The organism is Pseudomonas sp. NPDC077408, from assembly GCF_050269105.1.
In the GTDB taxonomy this organism is placed as follows: Bacteria; Pseudomonadota; Gammaproteobacteria; order Pseudomonadales; family Pseudomonadaceae; genus Stutzerimonas.
In genome coordinates this window covers 213,669-230,669 of record NZ_JBNNHS010000002.1, presented here as the reverse complement: position 1 = coordinate 230,669, position 17,001 = coordinate 213,669, and the positions used below count along the sequence as shown (strand labels likewise).

Annotated in this window: 14 protein-coding genes and 3 tRNA genes; 12 read left to right on the top strand and 5 right to left on the bottom strand. The window is 59.2% G+C overall.

Annotated elements, in window-relative coordinates; translation table 11 throughout:
* The first annotated feature begins 113 nt into the window (after window positions 1-113).
* From rluD to ACQKEK_RS06115, 6 genes are all read left to right on the top strand, one after another.
* Window positions 114-1,088 carry a 23S rRNA pseudouridine(1911/1915/1917) synthase RluD gene (rluD, locus tag ACQKEK_RS06140; protein ID WP_128120138.1) on the top strand — a complete coding sequence of 325 codons (975 nt, stop codon included), beginning with the start codon at window positions 114-116 and terminating at the stop codon, window positions 1,086-1,088.
* Window positions 1,085-1,819 carry a peptidoglycan editing factor PgeF gene (gene pgeF, locus ACQKEK_RS06135; RefSeq protein ID WP_499141604.1) on the top strand — a complete coding sequence of 245 codons (735 nt, stop codon included), beginning with the start codon at window positions 1,085-1,087 and terminating at the stop codon, window positions 1,817-1,819. The genes rluD and pgeF overlap by 4 nt, the downstream gene beginning before the upstream one ends.
* A 180-nt stretch (window positions 1,820-1,999) precedes the next feature.
* Complete coding sequence (clpB, locus tag ACQKEK_RS06130; protein ID WP_499141602.1) at window positions 2,000-4,564, top strand: ATP-dependent chaperone ClpB; 2,565 nt, start codon at window positions 2,000-2,002, stop codon at window positions 4,562-4,564.
* 209 nt (window positions 4,565-4,773) lie between these two features.
* Window positions 4,774-4,849, top strand: a tRNA-Asn gene (locus ACQKEK_RS06125).
* A 10-nt stretch (window positions 4,850-4,859) separates the two neighbouring features.
* Window positions 4,860-4,936, top strand: a tRNA-Pro gene (locus ACQKEK_RS06120).
* A 5-nt stretch (window positions 4,937-4,941) separates the two neighbouring features.
* Window positions 4,942-5,017 (top strand) — tRNA-Lys (locus ACQKEK_RS06115).
* A gap of 167 nt (window positions 5,018-5,184) precedes the next feature.
* Here the strand turns inward: ACQKEK_RS06115 and ACQKEK_RS06110 are convergent.
* The 3 genes from ACQKEK_RS06110 to ACQKEK_RS06100 all read right to left on the bottom strand — a co-directional run bounded on the left by ACQKEK_RS06110 (window position 5,185) and on the right by ACQKEK_RS06100 (window position 9,147).
* Entirely contained in the window at window positions 5,185-6,480 is a 1,296-nt protein-coding gene (locus ACQKEK_RS06110; RefSeq protein WP_499141601.1) for an NAD(P)/FAD-dependent oxidoreductase, read from the bottom strand.
* A gap of 49 nt (window positions 6,481-6,529) precedes the next feature.
* Window positions 6,530-6,703, bottom strand: a complete 174-nt coding sequence (locus tag ACQKEK_RS06105; protein ID WP_499141599.1) for a DUF3094 family protein — start codon at window positions 6,701-6,703, stop codon at window positions 6,530-6,532.
* 155 nt (window positions 6,704-6,858) lie between these two features.
* On the bottom strand, window positions 6,859-9,147 hold the full coding sequence (locus ACQKEK_RS06100) for a DUF1631 domain-containing protein (protein ID WP_499141598.1): 2,289 nt from the start codon (window positions 9,145-9,147) through the stop codon (window positions 6,859-6,861).
* A 324-nt stretch (window positions 9,148-9,471) separates the two neighbouring features.
* Between ACQKEK_RS06100 and nadC the strand changes: the two genes are divergently transcribed.
* On the top strand, window positions 9,472-10,320 hold the full coding sequence (gene nadC, locus ACQKEK_RS06095) for a carboxylating nicotinate-nucleotide diphosphorylase (RefSeq protein WP_128120133.1): 849 nt from the start codon (window positions 9,472-9,474) through the stop codon (window positions 10,318-10,320).
* Window positions 10,321-10,358: 38 nt separating this feature from the next.
* On the opposite strand, the gene ACQKEK_RS06090 is transcribed toward nadC, so the two are convergent.
* Entirely contained in the window at window positions 10,359-10,790 is a 432-nt protein-coding gene (locus ACQKEK_RS06090) for a Z-ring associated ZapG family protein (RefSeq protein WP_045424472.1), read from the bottom strand.
* Window positions 10,791-11,035: 245 nt separating this feature from the next.
* On the opposite strand from ACQKEK_RS06090, the gene ACQKEK_RS06085 reads away from it, so the two are divergent.
* The 3 genes from ACQKEK_RS06085 to zapE all read left to right on the top strand — a co-directional run bounded on the left by ACQKEK_RS06085 (window position 11,036) and on the right by zapE (window position 14,383).
* On the top strand, window positions 11,036-11,665 hold the full coding sequence (locus ACQKEK_RS06085) for an alpha/beta hydrolase (protein ID WP_499141596.1): 630 nt from the start codon (window positions 11,036-11,038) through the stop codon (window positions 11,663-11,665).
* Between the two features lie 116 nt (window positions 11,666-11,781).
* A complete protein-coding gene (locus ACQKEK_RS06080) occupies window positions 11,782-13,140 on the top strand; it encodes a tryptophan--tRNA ligase (RefSeq protein ID WP_499141594.1) in 1,359 nt (452 codons plus the stop codon).
* Between the two features lie 148 nt (window positions 13,141-13,288).
* Window positions 13,289-14,383 carry a cell division protein ZapE gene (gene zapE, locus ACQKEK_RS06075; RefSeq protein ID WP_045424478.1) on the top strand — a complete coding sequence of 365 codons (1,095 nt, stop codon included), beginning with the start codon at window positions 13,289-13,291 and terminating at the stop codon, window positions 14,381-14,383.
* 65 nt (window positions 14,384-14,448) lie between these two features.
* Here the strand turns inward: zapE and ACQKEK_RS06070 are convergent, their stop codons facing one another.
* Window positions 14,449-15,441, bottom strand: a complete 993-nt coding sequence (locus tag ACQKEK_RS06070) for a GlxA family transcriptional regulator (protein WP_446697532.1) — start codon at window positions 15,439-15,441, stop codon at window positions 14,449-14,451.
* Window positions 15,442-15,607: 166 nt separating this feature from the next.
* Here ACQKEK_RS06070 and nfi point away from each other — a divergent pair, with 166 nt between their 5' ends.
* A complete protein-coding gene (gene nfi / locus ACQKEK_RS06065; RefSeq protein ID WP_499141592.1) occupies window positions 15,608-16,333 on the top strand; it encodes a deoxyribonuclease V in 726 nt (241 codons plus the stop codon).
* 98 nt (window positions 16,334-16,431) lie between these two features.
* On the top strand, window positions 16,432-16,983 hold the full coding sequence (ampD, locus tag ACQKEK_RS06060; protein WP_499141590.1) for a 1,6-anhydro-N-acetylmuramyl-L-alanine amidase AmpD: 552 nt from the start codon (window positions 16,432-16,434) through the stop codon (window positions 16,981-16,983).
* Window positions 16,984-17,001 lie beyond the last annotated feature (18 nt).

Sequence of the window (17,001 nt, the reverse complement as noted above, 5' to 3'; positions counted from 1 at the left end):
CGTCCTGCCTGTCGATCAGAGCATCTCCCTCTTTCTCATGTAGCGGCTCATCGCCTGTCGCAATCGGTGCGAATCGCACGGTTGCTTCTCCAACTATTGAAGCGCCCTTAATTATGTCCACGATCACCACCCAGGCCATTCATCTCCGCGCCGAGGTGCCCTACGACCTCGGCGGGCAGCGCCTCGATCAAGTTGCGGCACAGCTGTTCTCCGAGCATTCCCGTTCGCGTCTCTCCGCCTGGATTAAAGAGGGTCAGCTCACCGTCGACGGCGCTGTCCTGCGTCCACGAGACACAGTGCATGCGGGTGCCGTTCTGGAGCTTTCCGCCGAGCAGCAGGCTCAGGGCGAATGGGTGGCGCAGGACATTCCGCTGGATATCGTTTTCGAAGACGAACACATTCTGGTGCTGAACAAGCCGTCCGGGTTGGTGGTGCATCCTGCTGCCGGGCACGCCGACGGCACCTTGCTCAATGCCTTGTTGCACCATGTTCCTGATCTGATCAACGTGCCGCGTGCCGGCATCGTGCATCGCCTGGACAAGGACACCACCGGCCTGATGGTGGTGGCCAAGACCTTGCAGGCGCAGACGCGTCTGGTGGAACAGCTGCAGGCACGCAGCGTCAGCCGTATCTACGAGGCTATCGTCATCGGCGTGATCATCACAGGCGGCACCATAGATGCAGCTATTGGTCGGCATGGGCAGCAGCGTCAGCGCATGGCGGTGGTCGAGGGCGGCAAGCCTGCTGTGAGTCACTATCGGGTGCTTGAACGCTTCCGGTCGCATACTCATGTTCGAGTCAAGCTTGAAACCGGGCGTACGCATCAGATCCGTGTGCATATGACGCACATCGGTTACCCGCTGGTGGGTGACCCGCTTTATAGCGGTCGTTTTCGTATCCCGCCGGCAGCGAACCCGACCATGGTGCAAACGCTGCGCGATTTTCCGCGCCAGGCATTGCATGCGCGTTTTCTGGAGCTCAACCATCCGATCAGTGGCGAGCGGTTGAAATGGGAATCGCCGTTGCCGGATGACTTTGTCTGGCTGCTGACGTTGTTGCAACAGGATCGCGAGGCGTTTAGCGGGTGACCGATTGGCCGGAGAGCTGGATCCGCCCCGACTGGCCCGCACCTCGGCGTGTGAGAGCTTGCGTCACTACGCGCAGTGGTGGCGTGAGCCAAGCGCCTTTCGATGGCTTCAACCTGGGCGATCATGTCGGCGATGTGCCCGAGCGGGTGTCTGCAAATCGACAGTGCTTGCAGCGGCTGCTCGGTTGCGAGCCTGCCTGGATGAGCCAGATTCATTCGAATTGTGTTGTTGAAGCCGATCCGCGCAGTTGCCCCACCGCCGATGCCTGCTGGACGGGTGAAGCGGGTATTGCCTGTGCGGTACTGACCGCTGACTGCTTGCCGGTATTGTTCTGCGACCTCGACGGGACCCGTGTCGCGGCTGCCCATGCAGGATGGCGTGGGCTAGCTGCCGGCATGTTGGAGGCTACCGTGGCGGCCATGGCGGTGCCTGGGCCAAAATTGATTGCGTGGCTCGGTCCTGCAATAGGCCCTGCGGTATTCGAGGTGGGCGGCGAGGTGCGTGATGCGTTCATCTCTCGCCACTCCGCTTGCTTCGAAGCCTTTACCCCCAGTCATCGCACGGGTCACTTCATGGCGGACATCTACCAGCTCGCCCGAATCCGTCTGGCTGCGTGTGGCGTTACGGCTGTCTTCGGCGGCGGTTTCTGTACCGTCAGCGATCCCCGTTTTTACTCCTATCGCCGTGCCGCCCGCACTGGGCGCTTCGCCAGCCTGATCTGGCTGGTCTGAGTCGCGCGGCTCACGGCCTTGGCGTCTCGCATCTGACCTGCGTTAAACCACCTGCATGACCTGCGTCAAGGTCGCATGGCTTGAATCTCCAACAATCAACCTCATCTAAGGTCCATCTCGCAGGCTTTCGTTCGAGTGCGTTTCAAGTGCACGGCCTGCCTTACCTAGAAAGGTGATTACATGCGTATCGATCGTTTGACCAGCAAGCTGCAGCTTGCGCTTTCCGATGCCCAATCCATTGCTGTTGGTTTCGACCATTCGTCCATCGAACCCTTGCATTTGATGCAGGCGCTGCTTGAGCAGCAGGGCGGGTCGATCAAACCGCTGCTGATGCAGGTGGGTTTCGACATCAATGGGTTGCGCCAGGCGCTGACCAAAGAGCTTGATCAGTTGCCGAAACTGCAGAATCCGACCGGCGACATGAACATGTCTCAGGATCTGGCGCGTTTGCTCAACCAGGCTGACCGCCTCGCGCAGCAGAAAGGCGACCAATACATCTCCAGTGAACTGGTGCTACTCGCTGCTTTGGATGGCAGCAGTCGTCTGGGCAAGCTGCTGCTCGACCAGGGTGTGAGCAAGAAGGCTCTGGAAAACGCCATCAGCAATCTTCGGGGTGGTGAGGCCGTCAACGACCCCAACGCCGAAGAGTCGCGGCAAGCGCTGGACAAGTACACCGTCGACATGACCAAGCGCGCCGAGGATGGCAAGCTCGATCCGGTGATTGGTCGCGATGACGAAATCCGCCGGACCATTCAGGTGCTGCAGCGGCGCACCAAGAACAACCCGGTGCTGATCGGCGAGCCAGGGGTGGGCAAGACCGCCATCGTCGAGGGGCTGGCTCAGCGCATCGTCAATGGCGAGGTGCCCGATGGCCTAAAGGACAAGCGTCTTCTCTCGCTGGACATGGGGTCACTGATCGCTGGAGCGAAGTTTCGCGGCGAGTTCGAAGAGCGCCTCAAGGCGGTACTGAACGAACTGAGCAAGCAGGAAGGCCGGGTCATCCTGTTCATCGACGAGTTGCACACCATGGTAGGCGCCGGCAAGGCTGAGGGCTCGATGGACGCGGGCAATATGCTCAAGCCGGCACTGGCTCGTGGTGAACTGCATTGCGTTGGCGCGACTACCCTTGACGAGTACCGTCAGTACATCGAGAAGGACGCCGCGTTGGAGCGTCGCTTTCAGCGTGTGCAGGTCGACGAACCGAGTGAAGAAGACACCATCGCTATTCTGCGCGGCCTGAAAGAGCGCTATGAGGTGCACCACGGTGTCTCCATCACTGATGGCGCAATCATCGCGGCGGCGAAACTATCGCACCGCTACATCACTGACCGGCAGCTGCCGGACAAGGCGATCGACCTGATCGACGAAGCGGCCAGCCGCATTCGCATGGAGATCGATTCCAAGCCGGAGGAGCTTGATCGTCTTGATCGACGTCTGATCCAGCTGAAGATCGAACGCGAAGCGCTGAAAAACGAGGATGACGAGGCCACCAAGAAGCGTCTGGCCAAGCTCGACGAGGAAATCGTCAAGCTCGAACGTGAATATGCCGACCTCGAGGAGATCTGGAAGTCGGAGAAAGCAGAAGTACAAGGCTCTGCCCAGATGCAGCAGAAGATCGAGCAAGCCAAGGCCGATCTGGAAGCTGCGCGGCGTAAGGGTGACCTGGCGCGCATGGCTGAGCTGCAGTACGGCATCATCCCTGACCTCGAGCGCAGCCTGCAGATGGTCGATCAGCACGGCAAGACCGAGAACCAACTGCTGCGTAACAAGGTGACCGATGAGGAAATCGCTGAGGTTGTCTCGAAGTGGACCGGTATCCCTGTTTCGAAAATGCTCGAAGGCGAGCGCGAAAAGTTGCTGAAGATGGAAGACCTGCTGCACCAGCGCGTGATTGGGCAGCACGAGGCAGTGGTGTCGGTGGCTAATGCGGTTCGCCGGTCGCGGGCCGGGTTGGCCGACCCGAACCGTCCCAGCGGATCCTTCCTGTTCCTCGGCCCGACCGGGGTGGGCAAGACCGAATTGTGCAAGGCTTTGGCCGAATTCCTCTTCGACACCGAAGAGGCCATGGTCCGAATCGACATGTCCGAGTTCATGGAGAAACATTCGGTTGCGCGCCTGATTGGAGCACCGCCGGGCTATGTGGGCTATGAAGAGGGCGGCTACCTGACCGAGGCCGTACGGCGCAAACCTTATTCGGTGATCCTGCTCGATGAGGTGGAGAAGGCGCATCCCGATGTGTTCAATATTTTGCTGCAGGTGCTTGAGGATGGTCGGCTGACCGACAGTCACGGGCGGACCGTGGATTTCCGCAATACCGTGATCGTCATGACGTCGAACCTGGGGTCGACCCAGATCCAGGAGCTGGTAGGCGATCCTGATGCGCAGCGTGCAGCAGTGATGGATGCAGTGAGCCAGCACTTCCGGCCGGAGTTCATTAACCGCATCGACGAAGTGGTGGTCTTTGATCCGCTGGCCCGCGATCAGATTGCCGGAATCGCTCGCATCCAGCTGAGTCGACTGCGCCAGCGACTGGCTGAGCGTGAGTTGAGTCTGGAGCTAAGTGACGAAGCGATGGATAAACTGGTTGCGATTGGCTACGACCCGGTCTATGGCGCTCGGCCTCTGAAGCGGGCGATTCAGCGTTGGATCGAGAATCCGCTGGCACAGAAGATATTGTCCGGCGCATTCGAGCCAGGCACGAGTGTATCGGGCACCGTACAGGGAGATGAGATCGTCTTCGCCTGATGCGCTGGTGATGCAGGCACCCTTCTATCGAGCGGTGCCTGCGGCCTCATTTTAAAGCGGAACGGGGTCGCATCACCTAGTCGTGCAAATCATTGTAGTAAATCGTATTTTTTCTGTTGACAGCCGCGCCGATAACCGTAAAATGGCGCGCCTCTGAGGGGGGAATGCAAAGCGGTAACGCAGGCCATCCGAGGAGCTGGAAGTGAAGTTCCGCGATAGCTCAGTCGGTAGAGCAAATGACTGTTAATCATTGGGTCCCAGGTTCGAGTCCTGGTCGCGGAGCCAAATTCCATATCGGGGTATAGCGCAGTCCGGTAGCGCGCCTGCTTTGGGAGCAGGATGTCGGGAGTTCGAATCCCCCTACCCCGACCATTTTTGGGTCGTTAGCTCAGTTGGTAGAGCAGTTGGCTTTTAACCAATTGGTCGTAGGTTCGAATCCCACACGACCCACCAAATCGTCTCGTTAAGGGGCGTGAGAGACCGGGAGATCTGAAAGGATCTCCCGGTTTTTTTTGGCCCGAATTTTTCCAAGTCTGTTTTTTGGGTTCTGGCTTTGACTGGAGCGCGATCCGTACAGCCAGCGCCTTTTCTCCCACGAAAGACGCTGACAGCTGGTTCAATCAATGAAGCTTGAGGCGCGGCACCGTGCTAGTGCTGAGCTTGTCCCCGATCATCATCAGGCCGGTACGAGCCACGCCGTACAGCGCGATCTGATGCATCCGATACAGGGAAACGTAAAACATCCGCGCTAACCAGCCTTCCAGCATCACGTTGCCGGTGAGGTTGCCCATCAGATTGCCTACGGCTGAGAAGCTCGACAGCGATATCAGGGAGCCGTAATCGCGATACCGATAAGTGGGCAGGTCTTTGCCCTCGAGTCGCCGGGCAATCGATTTAGCGAGTAGCGATGCTTGCTGATGCGCCGCCTGCGCTCGCGGTGGTACGTTGCGATCGCTGTCCGGTTGTGGGCATGCGGCGCAATCGCCGAAGGCGAATATGTTCTCGTCTCGCGTGGTTTGCAGCGTGGGAAGCACCTGCAGCTGGTTGATCCGATTACTTTCTAGTCCGTCTATGTCTTTTAGGAAGCTTGGCGCTCGGATACCGGCAGCCCACACTTTCAGTGTGGCCGGGACAAAGTTGCCATCCTTAGTATGCAAGCCTTCATCGGTCACCTCGCTCACTGCGGCTTCAGTGAGTACGGTAACGCCCAGATCTTTGAGCGTTTGGTGCACCGGCTGGCTGATCCGCTCCGGTAGCGCCGGCAGTACCCGTGGGCCAGCTTCAATGAGCGTGATATGAACGTTTTCCGGCTTGATGCCGTTTAGCCCATAGGCGGCCAGCTCTCGTGCGGCGTGGTGAAGCTCTGCGGCAAGCTCGACGCCGGTGGCGCCAGCGCCGACAATCGCCATGTTGATGGTGCCTTGATGGCCTTCAGCGGCATGGGCGCGCATGTAGTGGCTTAGCAGTAGGCGGTGGAATCGTTCTGCTTGCTCACGTGTGTCGAGAAATATGCAGTGTTCGGCGGCGCCCTTGGTGCCGAAATCATTGGTCGTGCTGCCGACCGCGATCACTAATGTGTCATAGCTCAGCGTGCGAGCCGGCACCAACTCGACTCCATGTTCATCGAAAGAGGCTGCAAGGTGCACGCATTTGCACTCACGTTCCAGACCGCTCATACGGCCCATCTGGAATTCAAAGTGGTTCCATTTCGCCTGCGCTACATAGTTGAGCTCGTCAGCGGACGAGTTCAGCGAGCCGGCGGCCACTTCGTGCAGTAAGGGTTTCCAGATATGCGTCAGGTTGGCGTCGATCAAGGTGATACGCGCCTTGCCACGCTTGCCCAGGGTTCTACCCAGGCGGGTGGCAAGCTCCAGGCCGCCGGCGCCGCCGCCAACGATTACGATGCGATGTGTCATGGAATGAACTCATAGGCTTTACGGAATTCGGTTCGGCGCCTTGTGGCGGTCATAGGACCAGGCGGCTAAGGAGGCGGCTCAGCAGCCCCAGGCCGAGTACCACTGCCAGGACCAGCACAAGGAGCAGCCACGGGCGAAAAGGCCGGCGCTCGACTTGGTGCTGAGGCGCGCTGAGGTAGCGGTCAACGCGTTCCTGGTCTTCGGGTTTAAGATGGCTGGGCATACGCACCTCGAAAGGGGATGCAGGCATTCTAGCGGTGCGAGGGCAAAAGCCAAGCGTGACGACGCTTGGCAGTTGGTTCTGGTTGGCTGGATGACGGCGTGGGGCGGTTGCTGGGGCAGTAGCGTGGGGCAGGGTTTCACCCGTTCCCCTTGTCTCTATCGCCCGCTGTTGTTTTTAAGGCTCCGAAGATTGCCAATTACCGATTCCAGGGCGCGGTCGAACAGCAGGGCATCGTTTAGCAGGCGTATTGCACCACGGCGGAATTCTATTGCGAGGCCCATTCGGGTTTTTTCCAAGACTTTCATGCCGGTGCGGTTGACGAAAATGTATTTGCCCGTGGGCTTTATCACCGCAGCAAGCTTGCAGCGGAGCTTGTGCTCTTCGTCCTCCTGAAACTCGACCCAGCTGCCGACTCGCAGGTTATCGACCTGCATGAGCGCTTCGTCGTTGTCGTCCAGATTGATTTCTGGCTCATGCTCGCGGGTTTCGCCTGGGGCGAGTAAAACGATCTCCTCGTTGACCTCAACCATCGCTGAACTGGCAGGTTCGTTGACGGGATCTTCGCGCGGAGGCAGTTCCAGCTTCTGGTCGGCTGCAGACCCGCTAAGGTCAAGTGGATCACTGGCTTGCGCAGTGGCCGGTTTGTTGAGCTGCTGCAGGGTCTGCACATGCAGCGCTTCGAGTCGGGTAAAGAAGTCGCTGGTGGAAAAGGGGTCAAACGCCGCGCTTACCAAGCCGTCGCGAAGGTTCTTCAACAGGCTTGGAACAAGCTCCAGTAGCCGCGCACGGGACTCGAGATCTTCGTGTGGCGCAACGCTCCATATTAGGTCATCCATAGTGGCCAACGCGGCCTGCCACTGTTCGGACTGAGTGCCATGCTTCAGGCAGGTCAGCAGCAGAACCTTGCTCCACGCCTCTTGCAGCAGTCGAACAACAACTTCGGGTAGGGTTTTGCCGAACAGTCGCTGATTAAGCGCATGTTCAACCTCCTGGCGGGCCATTTCGGCTTTAGCGCGTCCTTCTTCGGCATCCCGCGTGCGCTGTTCTAGCAGTTCGCTACGGCGTCGCTCGTCGCCGGTGAAGGCGAGGAAGTCGGCGAGCAGTTCGGAGAAGATGGCAGGGTCATCGACAAAATCGTTCAACAGGCGCGCCACAATCTGCTCGATTTTCTGATACAGGCTGTCGCGCTGGACCTCGTCCTGATCGGCCCAGCCCATTGAGGCTGAGGCGATCTCATTAAGCAGACGTCGGGCTGGGTGACTACCTCGGCTGAAGAAAGTCTTGTCCAGCACCGCTACTTTTAGGACCGGGATTTGCAATCGTCCGATCAGCGCCTTGAGTGAGTCGGGCAGGGTGCGGTCGTCGAGAATGAACTCGAACAGCATCGACACAAGGTTTATGACGTCTTCGTCGACTTCGCCGACCACCCGTGATTTGCCGCTCTTGGCGCTGACCCGATGCAGTAGTTGCTCTAACTGGTTTTGCAGATCGAACTCATCGACCTGCTGCGGTGCGCGTGACTGCAAATGCGAGAGCAGCCGCATCAGATCGTTGCTGGAGATCGGAATAGCGTCGCTGGGCAGGTTACGGGCCGGTAGCGCACTTCCGCGCAGTTCCGAAAGCAATGCCTGCAGGCTGCCGAAAGCTTCCTGAACGCCACTATCAACGTATGCGGGTGCTTCGCTGAAACCCGCTCCAGACCTTGAGGGGCTGTTTCCTGACGCGACTGGGCGGCCTGAAGAGCGGCGTGGCTGCGCTGATTGCAGTTCCGGCAGGACGCTCGCCGCCACCAGTATTTGGTTGGATTCAGCATACAGCTGCTCAAGATCGGTCAGCACGTAACGCTCGAACAGCTTGAGAATGATCAGCTTAACCTTGATCTCGACGCCCAGGCTCCGGCAGGCCTCGAGGAAATACTCACAGAGTTGCTGGGGGCCCAGCGGATTATTCTTGTCGTCGAGCTTTTTGCTGACGAGGACGTTGATGCGGGTTGTGAGGTGGCTGAGTGGCTGACTGGCGCGGCTCATTACCTTGGCGACCATGGTGTCGATCGCGACCGACTCTTCCAGTTCGTCGTTCTGCACCAGCGCCAGGCTCTCAAAGGATGCTTCCTGCGGCGCAGGCTTGCCAATTTCGTATTGGTTGAGTTTGGAAAAAGACTCGAAAACCTGTTGCAGGAAGCTGCGCTCGATGCCGCGGCGCTTCATGCGCAGATCACGCATAGCTTCAAAAAAAGCGTTCTGTTCAGCGTTGCTGGTGGCGCGGTCGGCAATCTCAAAGAGCGAGTCGTCGGCGTTGTCGAACAGTGTCTGCAATGCCAGGCGCAGCTGCTGGGCGGCTTTATCGCGCACGCTGATGAGCGCGACAGGTAGTCTCCCTGCCGGCGAGGTGGGCTTTTGCTCGGCGCTGGCCTTGAGGTGCACCACTTTCGCATCGGTTCGCATCGAGACTCTCCGGTCGCCTGTGATTCAAGCGCTGTACATTTGTAGCATGCCGCTGATTTTAGGCGGGGGCAACGGCCTAAATCGCTTGGGCTGGGCTCGCCATTTCTGTGGCGTCAATTTATGAGTCCATTATATGCCGCTTGTTCACTAGCCTAACGCGGTTTTGTTTTGGACATGAAGCAGCTCACAGATACTCGCGTGTTTCGTACAGATGGTCGGAAAATGCCGCGGGCGCCGAGTCCCATCTGATGTTTCATCCGGTTCGGTTCATGCGTCATGACTAGCTCAAGCTTTATACTTTGCTGAATTATCTGGGAGCCCATTGTGACCAATATCACTCTTGCAGACCTGTCCGCCGAAATCGAAACCAATGTACGCAAGGCGTTGATGGAGGATGTTGGTGCCGGCGATATTACCGCGCAGTTGATCCCCGCAGAGCGGCTCGCCCAAGCGGTGATCATCACTCGCGAGGCGGCCATTATCAGTGGTACGGCTTGGGTCGACGCGGTGTTCCGACAGTTGGACCCGCGGGTGGCTGTGCATTGGCGTGTGGTCGACGGCGAACAGGTTGCGGCGGACCGTGTGCTGTTTCAGCTGGAGGGCCCGGCGCGTGCGCTACTAAGCGGCGAGCGCGCGGCGCTGAATTTTCTGCAGACATTGTCGGGGGTTGCGACCCGTTGCCGGCATTATGCCGATCTCGTAGAAGGCACTGGTGTGCAGCTGCTCGACACGCGCAAGACTATTCCCGGGTTGCGTCTGGCGCAGAAGTACGCCGTTACTTGTGGCGGTTGCCATAACCATCGAATCGGGCTGTACGATGCCTTTCTGATCAAAGAAAACCACATCGCTGCCTGCGGCGGTATCGCGGAAGCCGTCGCAGCCGCACACCGCATCGCTCCGGGCAAACCGGTCGAGGTCGAAGTGGAGAGTCTTGACGAGCTGGAGCAGGCCCTGCGCGCAGGCGCTGATGTGGTAATGCTTGATGAGTTGAGTCTGGCGGACATGCGCACCGCAGTGGGCATTACGGCGGGGCGGGCGAAACTGGAAGCGTCCGGAGGGATTGATGACGGTACGCTGCGTGCGATTGCCGAGACCGGCGTGGACTATATTTCCATCGGCGCGTTGACCAAGCATGTTCGTGCGGTTGACCTGTCCATGCGTCTAACGCAATAACGCAACACGAGGCGGCACCAAAGTGCCGCCAGTCAGGCTCAGTGCTTGCTTTTCAGGCCGAAGTTTTCATGCAGCGTGCCGGGTACATCTGCGTCTTTGGGTGCGTAATCCTTCGGCGGCTCGGTGAACGTCGGCGAGCTGAGGCGCTCACGGTGGCTATGATTCTCCTCGCTGTGCAGCGCCGCTTGCAGGCGCTGGCGAGTCTGCTCGTCAAGCGCCAGCTTGTCCGCACCTTCTGACAGGTGATCCTGCATGTCCTGATAGCTGTTAGTCAGCTTGCGCAACAAGCTGGCCGTGGTATTGAAATGGGTCACCACTTCGCTTTGATAGGTGTCCAGACGCTCTTGCAGTTCGTCCACCTGGCGCTGTGTGCTATTCGGCGCGCTGTTTCGCGCAATCAGGTAACCAATGACGATGCCGACGATCACGCCGACGATCGGGAGCAACCAGGTCGCGAAGGTCTGTTCCACGAATACTTCCTCTATAAAAACGGCTGTGCTGTTCAGCAGCGAAACCTTGCGCTGGCGGTCGGGCAGGGCGACTGTCGGGCCGGGACGCAGCTGCTATGCGCGGGCGCACCGCCTGATGCGGTGGTTTTTCCACGGCTTGATACGTTAACGTCTCGTTCCTGCCCTGTATACCGCAACACGCTATGGCGATCACCGCGCAGGTACAAGCAAGACGAGCCAATTAGCCCCAAGGTCACGGAGTTACTTTGTTGAAACGCGAAAACCCCATATCCATAGAGGGTCCGGCCGGCGTGCTGGAGGGCCTGCACTACGATCAGCCCGAAGCGTGCGGACTGGCGCTGATCTGTCATCCCAACCCGGTCAAGGGTGGGACCATGCTCAATAAGGTGGTGTCGACCTTGCAGCGCACGGCTCGCGATGCGGGTTATGCGACGCTTCGGTTCAACTTTCGTGGGGTTGGCGGCAGTGCTGGGCAACATGACATGCACACCGGCGAAGTCGATGACGCCGAGGCCGCGCTGCGCTGGTTTCAGGCGCAGCACCGGGGATTGCCGCTGACCTTGTTGGGTTTTTCCTTCGGTGGCTTCGTCGCGGCGACGCTAGCGGGGCGGCTCGAGTCCCGAGGCGAAGCGTTGGAAAGACTGGTTCTGGTCGCGCCCGCGGTTTCGCGTCTTGTTGATCAGCCATTGGCTGAACGCTGCAAGTTGACCGTCATCCAGCCCGACGATGATGAGGTCATCGATCCAGCGTCGGTACATGCATTTTCCGCCGGACTTCAGCATCCCCATGAATTGCTGAAAGTGGCAGAATGCGGCCACTTTTTTCACGGCAAGCTGGTAGAGCTGAAAGAGCTGGTCGGGCCGCGATTGGGCTAGCGGTGAGCTAGTCGCCGCACGTGCTGCACGATCACTCAAACTGGCCGTGGCTCGCTCCATTTTCAACGGAACGCCAGCAGGTTTGCCGCTGGCGTCGACCGAATCGAGATCAACGTATGAAAACCCGAATTCTCACCGGTATCACCACCACCGGCACGCCTCATCTGGGCAATTACGCCGGCGCCATCCGCCCGGCCATCTTGGCCAGCCGGGAGGCCGATTCCGACTCCTTCTACTTTCTCGCCGATTACCACGCGCTAATCAAATGCGACGACCCGCTGCGCATTCAGCAGTCGCGTCTGGAAATTGCTGCAACCTGGCTGGCCTGTGGCCTGGATGCGGATCGGGTGACCTTCTACCGCCAGTCCGATATTCCCGAGATACCCGAACTGACCTGGCTGTTGACCTGCGTCGCCGGCAAGGGCCTGCTAAACCGCGCCCACGCTTACAAGGCGTCGGTAGACAAGAACGTCGAACTCGGGGAAGACCCTGACGCGGGCATCACGATGGGCCTGTTCAGCTATCCAGTGCTGATGGCGGCCGACATCCTCATGTTCAATGCACACAAGGTGCCGGTCGGTCGCGATCAGATTCAGCATGTGGAAATGGCACGTGACATCGCCCAGCGTTTCAACCACTTGTTTGGCAACGGCAAGGAACTCTTCACCCTCCCCGCAGCGGTGATCGAGGAAAGCGTGGCAACACTGCCTGGCCTTGATGGACGCAAGATGTCCAAGAGCTACGACAACACCATCCCGCTGTTCGCCAGCGCTAAACAGCTGAAAAGCACCATCGCGCGGATTGTCACGGACTCCCGGCTGCCCGGTGAACCGAAGGATCCAGACGACTCCCACCTGTTCACCATCTACCAGGCATTCGCCAGCCCGGCGCAGCTAGCCGAATTCAGCTCCGACCTGCTCAGCGGTCTGGCCTGGGGCGAGGCCAAGCAGCGCTTGTTCGATCTGCTCGATCATGAGCTGGGTGATGCGAGAGAGCGCTATCACGCCCTGATACAGCGCCCGGGAGATCTGGAGGATATCCTGCAGGCAGGTGCCGCCAAGGCGCGCAAGGTCGCAACGCCATTCCTCGGCGAATTGCGGGAATCGGTGGGGCTGCGGAATTTCCGCAGCGAAGTGGCCAGTGCCGCGCCGGTGAAGAAAAAAGGTGGCAAGGCCGCTCGCTTCGCCAGTTTCCGCGAAACCGACGGCAGCTTCCGTTTCCGCTTTTTTGCCGCTGATGGCGAAGAGCTGCTGCTGTCACGGCCGTTCAGCGATCCCAAGGCGATTGGTGCGCTCAGCCAGCGCCTGATCGCGCAGGGCGTGGATGCCCTGGAACTCCGAGCCGATGAGGACAATCAATTTACCCTGTGGCTAGACGGCGATTGCATCGCTGACAGCCCCAGCTACGCCGATGAGCAGGCTTTGGAAGCAGCCATGCTGCGTCTGCGCCAGGCATTGGCGACGCTTGCTGCGTAACTCCCCACCGGATGCGCCGATCGCAGTACAGTCGGCGCTTCTCTGCTGATCTCATACGAGGCTCCAGCAATTGAACGACCTGCGTAAATTGCCAACCACCGAGGGCGCGGCTAAAGTGTCGGCCCCGTTTCACTACCCAGACCCCGCCATGACCCCTCTTGAGCGCTATCAGGAAGACCTGAAACGTCCCGACTTTTTTCACGATGCCGCCCAGGAAACTGCGGTGCGTCATCTGCAGCGTCTGTATGACGATCTGGTCGCAGACGACCGCAACAAGTCCGGGCTGCTCGGCAAGCTGTTCGGCAAGAAGCACCAGGAGCCGGTGAAAGGCCTTTATTTTTGGGGCGGCGTAGGCCGCGGCAAGACCTATCTGGTTGATACCTTCTTCGACGCGCTGCCCATTGAACGAAAGACCCGTACGCACTTTCACCGTTTCATGAAGCGCGTGCACGAAGAGATGCGCACGCTCAAGGGTGAGAAGAACCCTCTGACCATCATCGGCAAACGCTTTGCGGATGAGTCGCGGGTGATCTGTTTCGACGAATTCTTCGTGTCGGATATCACTGATGCGATGATCCTTGCGACCTTGCTGGAAGAGCTGTTCAAGAATGGCGTCAGCTTGGTCGCAACGTCCAACATCGTGCCGGACGGGCTCTACAAGGATGGCCTGCAACGTGCGCGCTTCCTGCCAGCGATCGAGCTGTTGAAGAAGCACACCGAGATCGTCAACGTCGATAGCGGTATCGATTACCGTCTACGTGCGCTCGAACAGGCCGAGCTCTACCACTTCCCACTGGATGCCGAGGCGGAGCAGAGTCTGGAAAAGAGCTTCCGCAGCTTGCTGCCAGAGAAGTGCCGGGTTCAGGAAAACGAACCTCTGATGATCGAGAACCGCGAGATCGTTGCGCGCAAGGTTGCCAGTGGCGTGGCCTGGTTCGAGTTCCGTGAGCTCTGCGACGGTCCGCGCAGCCAGAATGACTACATCGAGCTGGGCAAGATCTTCGATGCAGTGCTGGTTTCCAACATCGAGCGGATGGACGTTTCCAAGGACGACATGGCACGTCGGTTCATCAACATGGTTGACGAGTTCTACGACCGCAACGTCAAGCTGATCCTGTCGGCCGAGGTTGAGTTGAAAGACCTGTATGCAGGCGGCCGGCTCGAGTTCGAATTCCAGCGGACCCTGAGTCGTCTGCTGGAGATGCAGTCCCACGAATATCTATCGCGCCCGCACAAGCCCTGATAACGCTCATGCGTCACCCGCGGCAAGTCTGCTTCTCGCACGACTTGCCGTTTGTGTTTTATGACTCAGGCGCTTTTATGGCGATACTGCTGCCGATACTGATTCGGCGACAGCTCGGTGTGTTGGCGGAACAGGCGGGCGAAAAAGCTCGCGTCGTCGTAACCCACTTCGTAGCTGATGGTCTTGATGCTTTTTCGGGTCGTGGAAAGCAGAGTCTTTGCCGTTTCGATGCGTAATCGCTGGAGATAGTGCAGCGGCTTGTCGCCAGTGGCGGTCTGGAACCGGCGCATGAAATTGCGAATGCTCATGCCGTGATCGCGCGCTACATCTTCGAACCGAAATTTCTCCGCGAAATGCTCCTCAAGCCATTCCTGGATTTGCAAAACCCGGGTGTCCAGGTGGAGCTTCTGTCCGCCGAAGCCTATTCGGCCCGGATTGTAGTTGCGCCGGACCTCGAACAGGATGTCCCGCGCCATGCCTTGAGCGATATGGGCGCCGCAGTAGCGCTCGACCAGATGGATATAGAGGTCGCAGGCTGACGTGGTGCCGCCTGCACAGTAAAGATTGTCGCTGTCGGTCAGGTGCTTTTCCTGAGTGAACAGCACGCGCGGAAACCGTTCGACGAATTCATGGGCGAAACGCCAGTGAGTGGTGCCTTCGCGGCCGTCAAGCAACCCTGCGGCAGCCATCCAGAAGGCCCCGCTGGCCTCGCCGCAGATCGCGCTGCCGGCCGCATGCCGCTCCTGTAACCAGGGCGAAACCTGCGGATAGCGCCGGCTGATAGCGTCAAAGTCGCCCCAGAACGCCGGTAGGATCACGGCGTCTGCCTCATCCAGGGCTCCATCCACTTCAATGCGTGGGCCGCTGAATGTACTGACCGACAGCCCGTCCGGGCTGACCAATGACGTCTCGAACGCGGGGTTGAGATCGAGTCCCAGCTGCTTGCCGTAGCGCAGGCTGGCCATGTGAAAGAAGTCCTTGGCATGGAGCAGGGTGGAGGCGAACACACCGTCTGTTGCCAGAATACTGATACGTTTCAAGGGGGGGGCGGTGAGCATGCGAGATCAGGCTGTTCCGATTGTTATTGTTTGGGATAAAGCAGGGTAAAACTGCCGCAGTCCGGCAGGAGCGTCTTATTTTTTCGCGTGACTGTCCAGTCCCAATGAGGTGCGGCTGTGGAACCGTACCTGCGAGCGACCGTCAGATCAGGCTGAGAGGACCACCATGACAGAACCTAGATCGCAACCTCGCGCTGACCTTCAGCGTTGGAGCGGAAGCACTGCTGATGCCCGCGCAATCCAGACCCAGCTAGCCGACAAGGTCGTCCTGGCCGATGAGTTCGGTCCGTTAAAAGTGATCGCCGGCGTCGATGTGGGCTTCGAGGACGGCGGCAAGATCACCCGTGCCGCGGTCGTGCTTCTCGATGCCGAAACCCTCGAACCGCTGGCGCAGGCGCTGGCGCGGATACCGACTTGTATGCCTTACATTCCGGGGCTACTGTCGTTTCGCGAACTGCCTGCCGTGCTGCAGGCGCTCGACTCCCTCGATCAGACGCCCGATCTGATTTTTTCCGATGGGCATGGCATCGCTCATCCCCGTGGTCTTGGCATTGCGGCTCATCTGGGTGTCGTTACCGGGCTGCCGACCATCGGCGTCGCGAAAAAGATCCTGGTCGGGACGCATACGGCGCTCGGCGAACAGCGGGGCGAGCAGGTCGATCTGTTGGACAAGGGCGGAAAGTTGATCGGCACGGTTCTACGCAGCAAGGACAAGGTGCGTCCGCTGATCATTTCACCGGGCAACCGGGTCAGCCTGGAAACCGCACCGCAACTAGTCATGCGTTACGTCACCCGCTATCGGTTGCCCGAGCCAACCCGGCTTGCTGATCGCCTGGCCTCGCGCCGTGATGAGAAGCGCGGCCGTCCTCAGCAGTCGATGGAGTTGCTATAGCCTGAGCAGTCGATGGAGTTGCTATAGCCTGACTGCTTGCAGCGGGGTGGTTGCAGGCGCTAGCCTTCAGACCCGCAGTTCAACCAGGTTTCGCCGTGATGCAGCTGGATCATGCGACAGGATGGTGCCGAGGTGTACGCCATTGCCCTTCGCCCAACTTCAACCAGCGTCCGGATGGCGAGATTTCGCTGCTGGTCATCCACAACATCAGCCTGCCGCCTGGCCAGTTCGGGACCGGGAAAGTCCAACAGTTTTTTCAGAACTGTCTGCCGTGCGACGAGCATCCCTTCTTCGGAGAAATAGCGAACCTGCAGGTGTCAGCGCACTTTCTGATCGAACGTGATGGCGCGATCACTCAGTTCGTCTCTTGTCTGGAGCGCGCCTGGCACGCCGGTGTTTCCTGTTTCGGTGACCGGCAAAGTTGCAACGATTTCTCTATTGGGATCGAGCTGGAGGGCACTGACGAAAAGCCGTTCAGCGAAGCCCAGTACGACAGCCTGATCTCACTGTGTCGCCTGCTTCAGCAGGCCTATCCGGCGATCACGCCGGAGCGCGTCTGTGGCCATAGCGATATCGCGCCGGGACGCAAGACCGACCCCGGCCCCGCATTTGATTGGCAACGTTTGCGCACGGCCTCGATCGTTGCCTGAACTGCCCTGACAGGATTC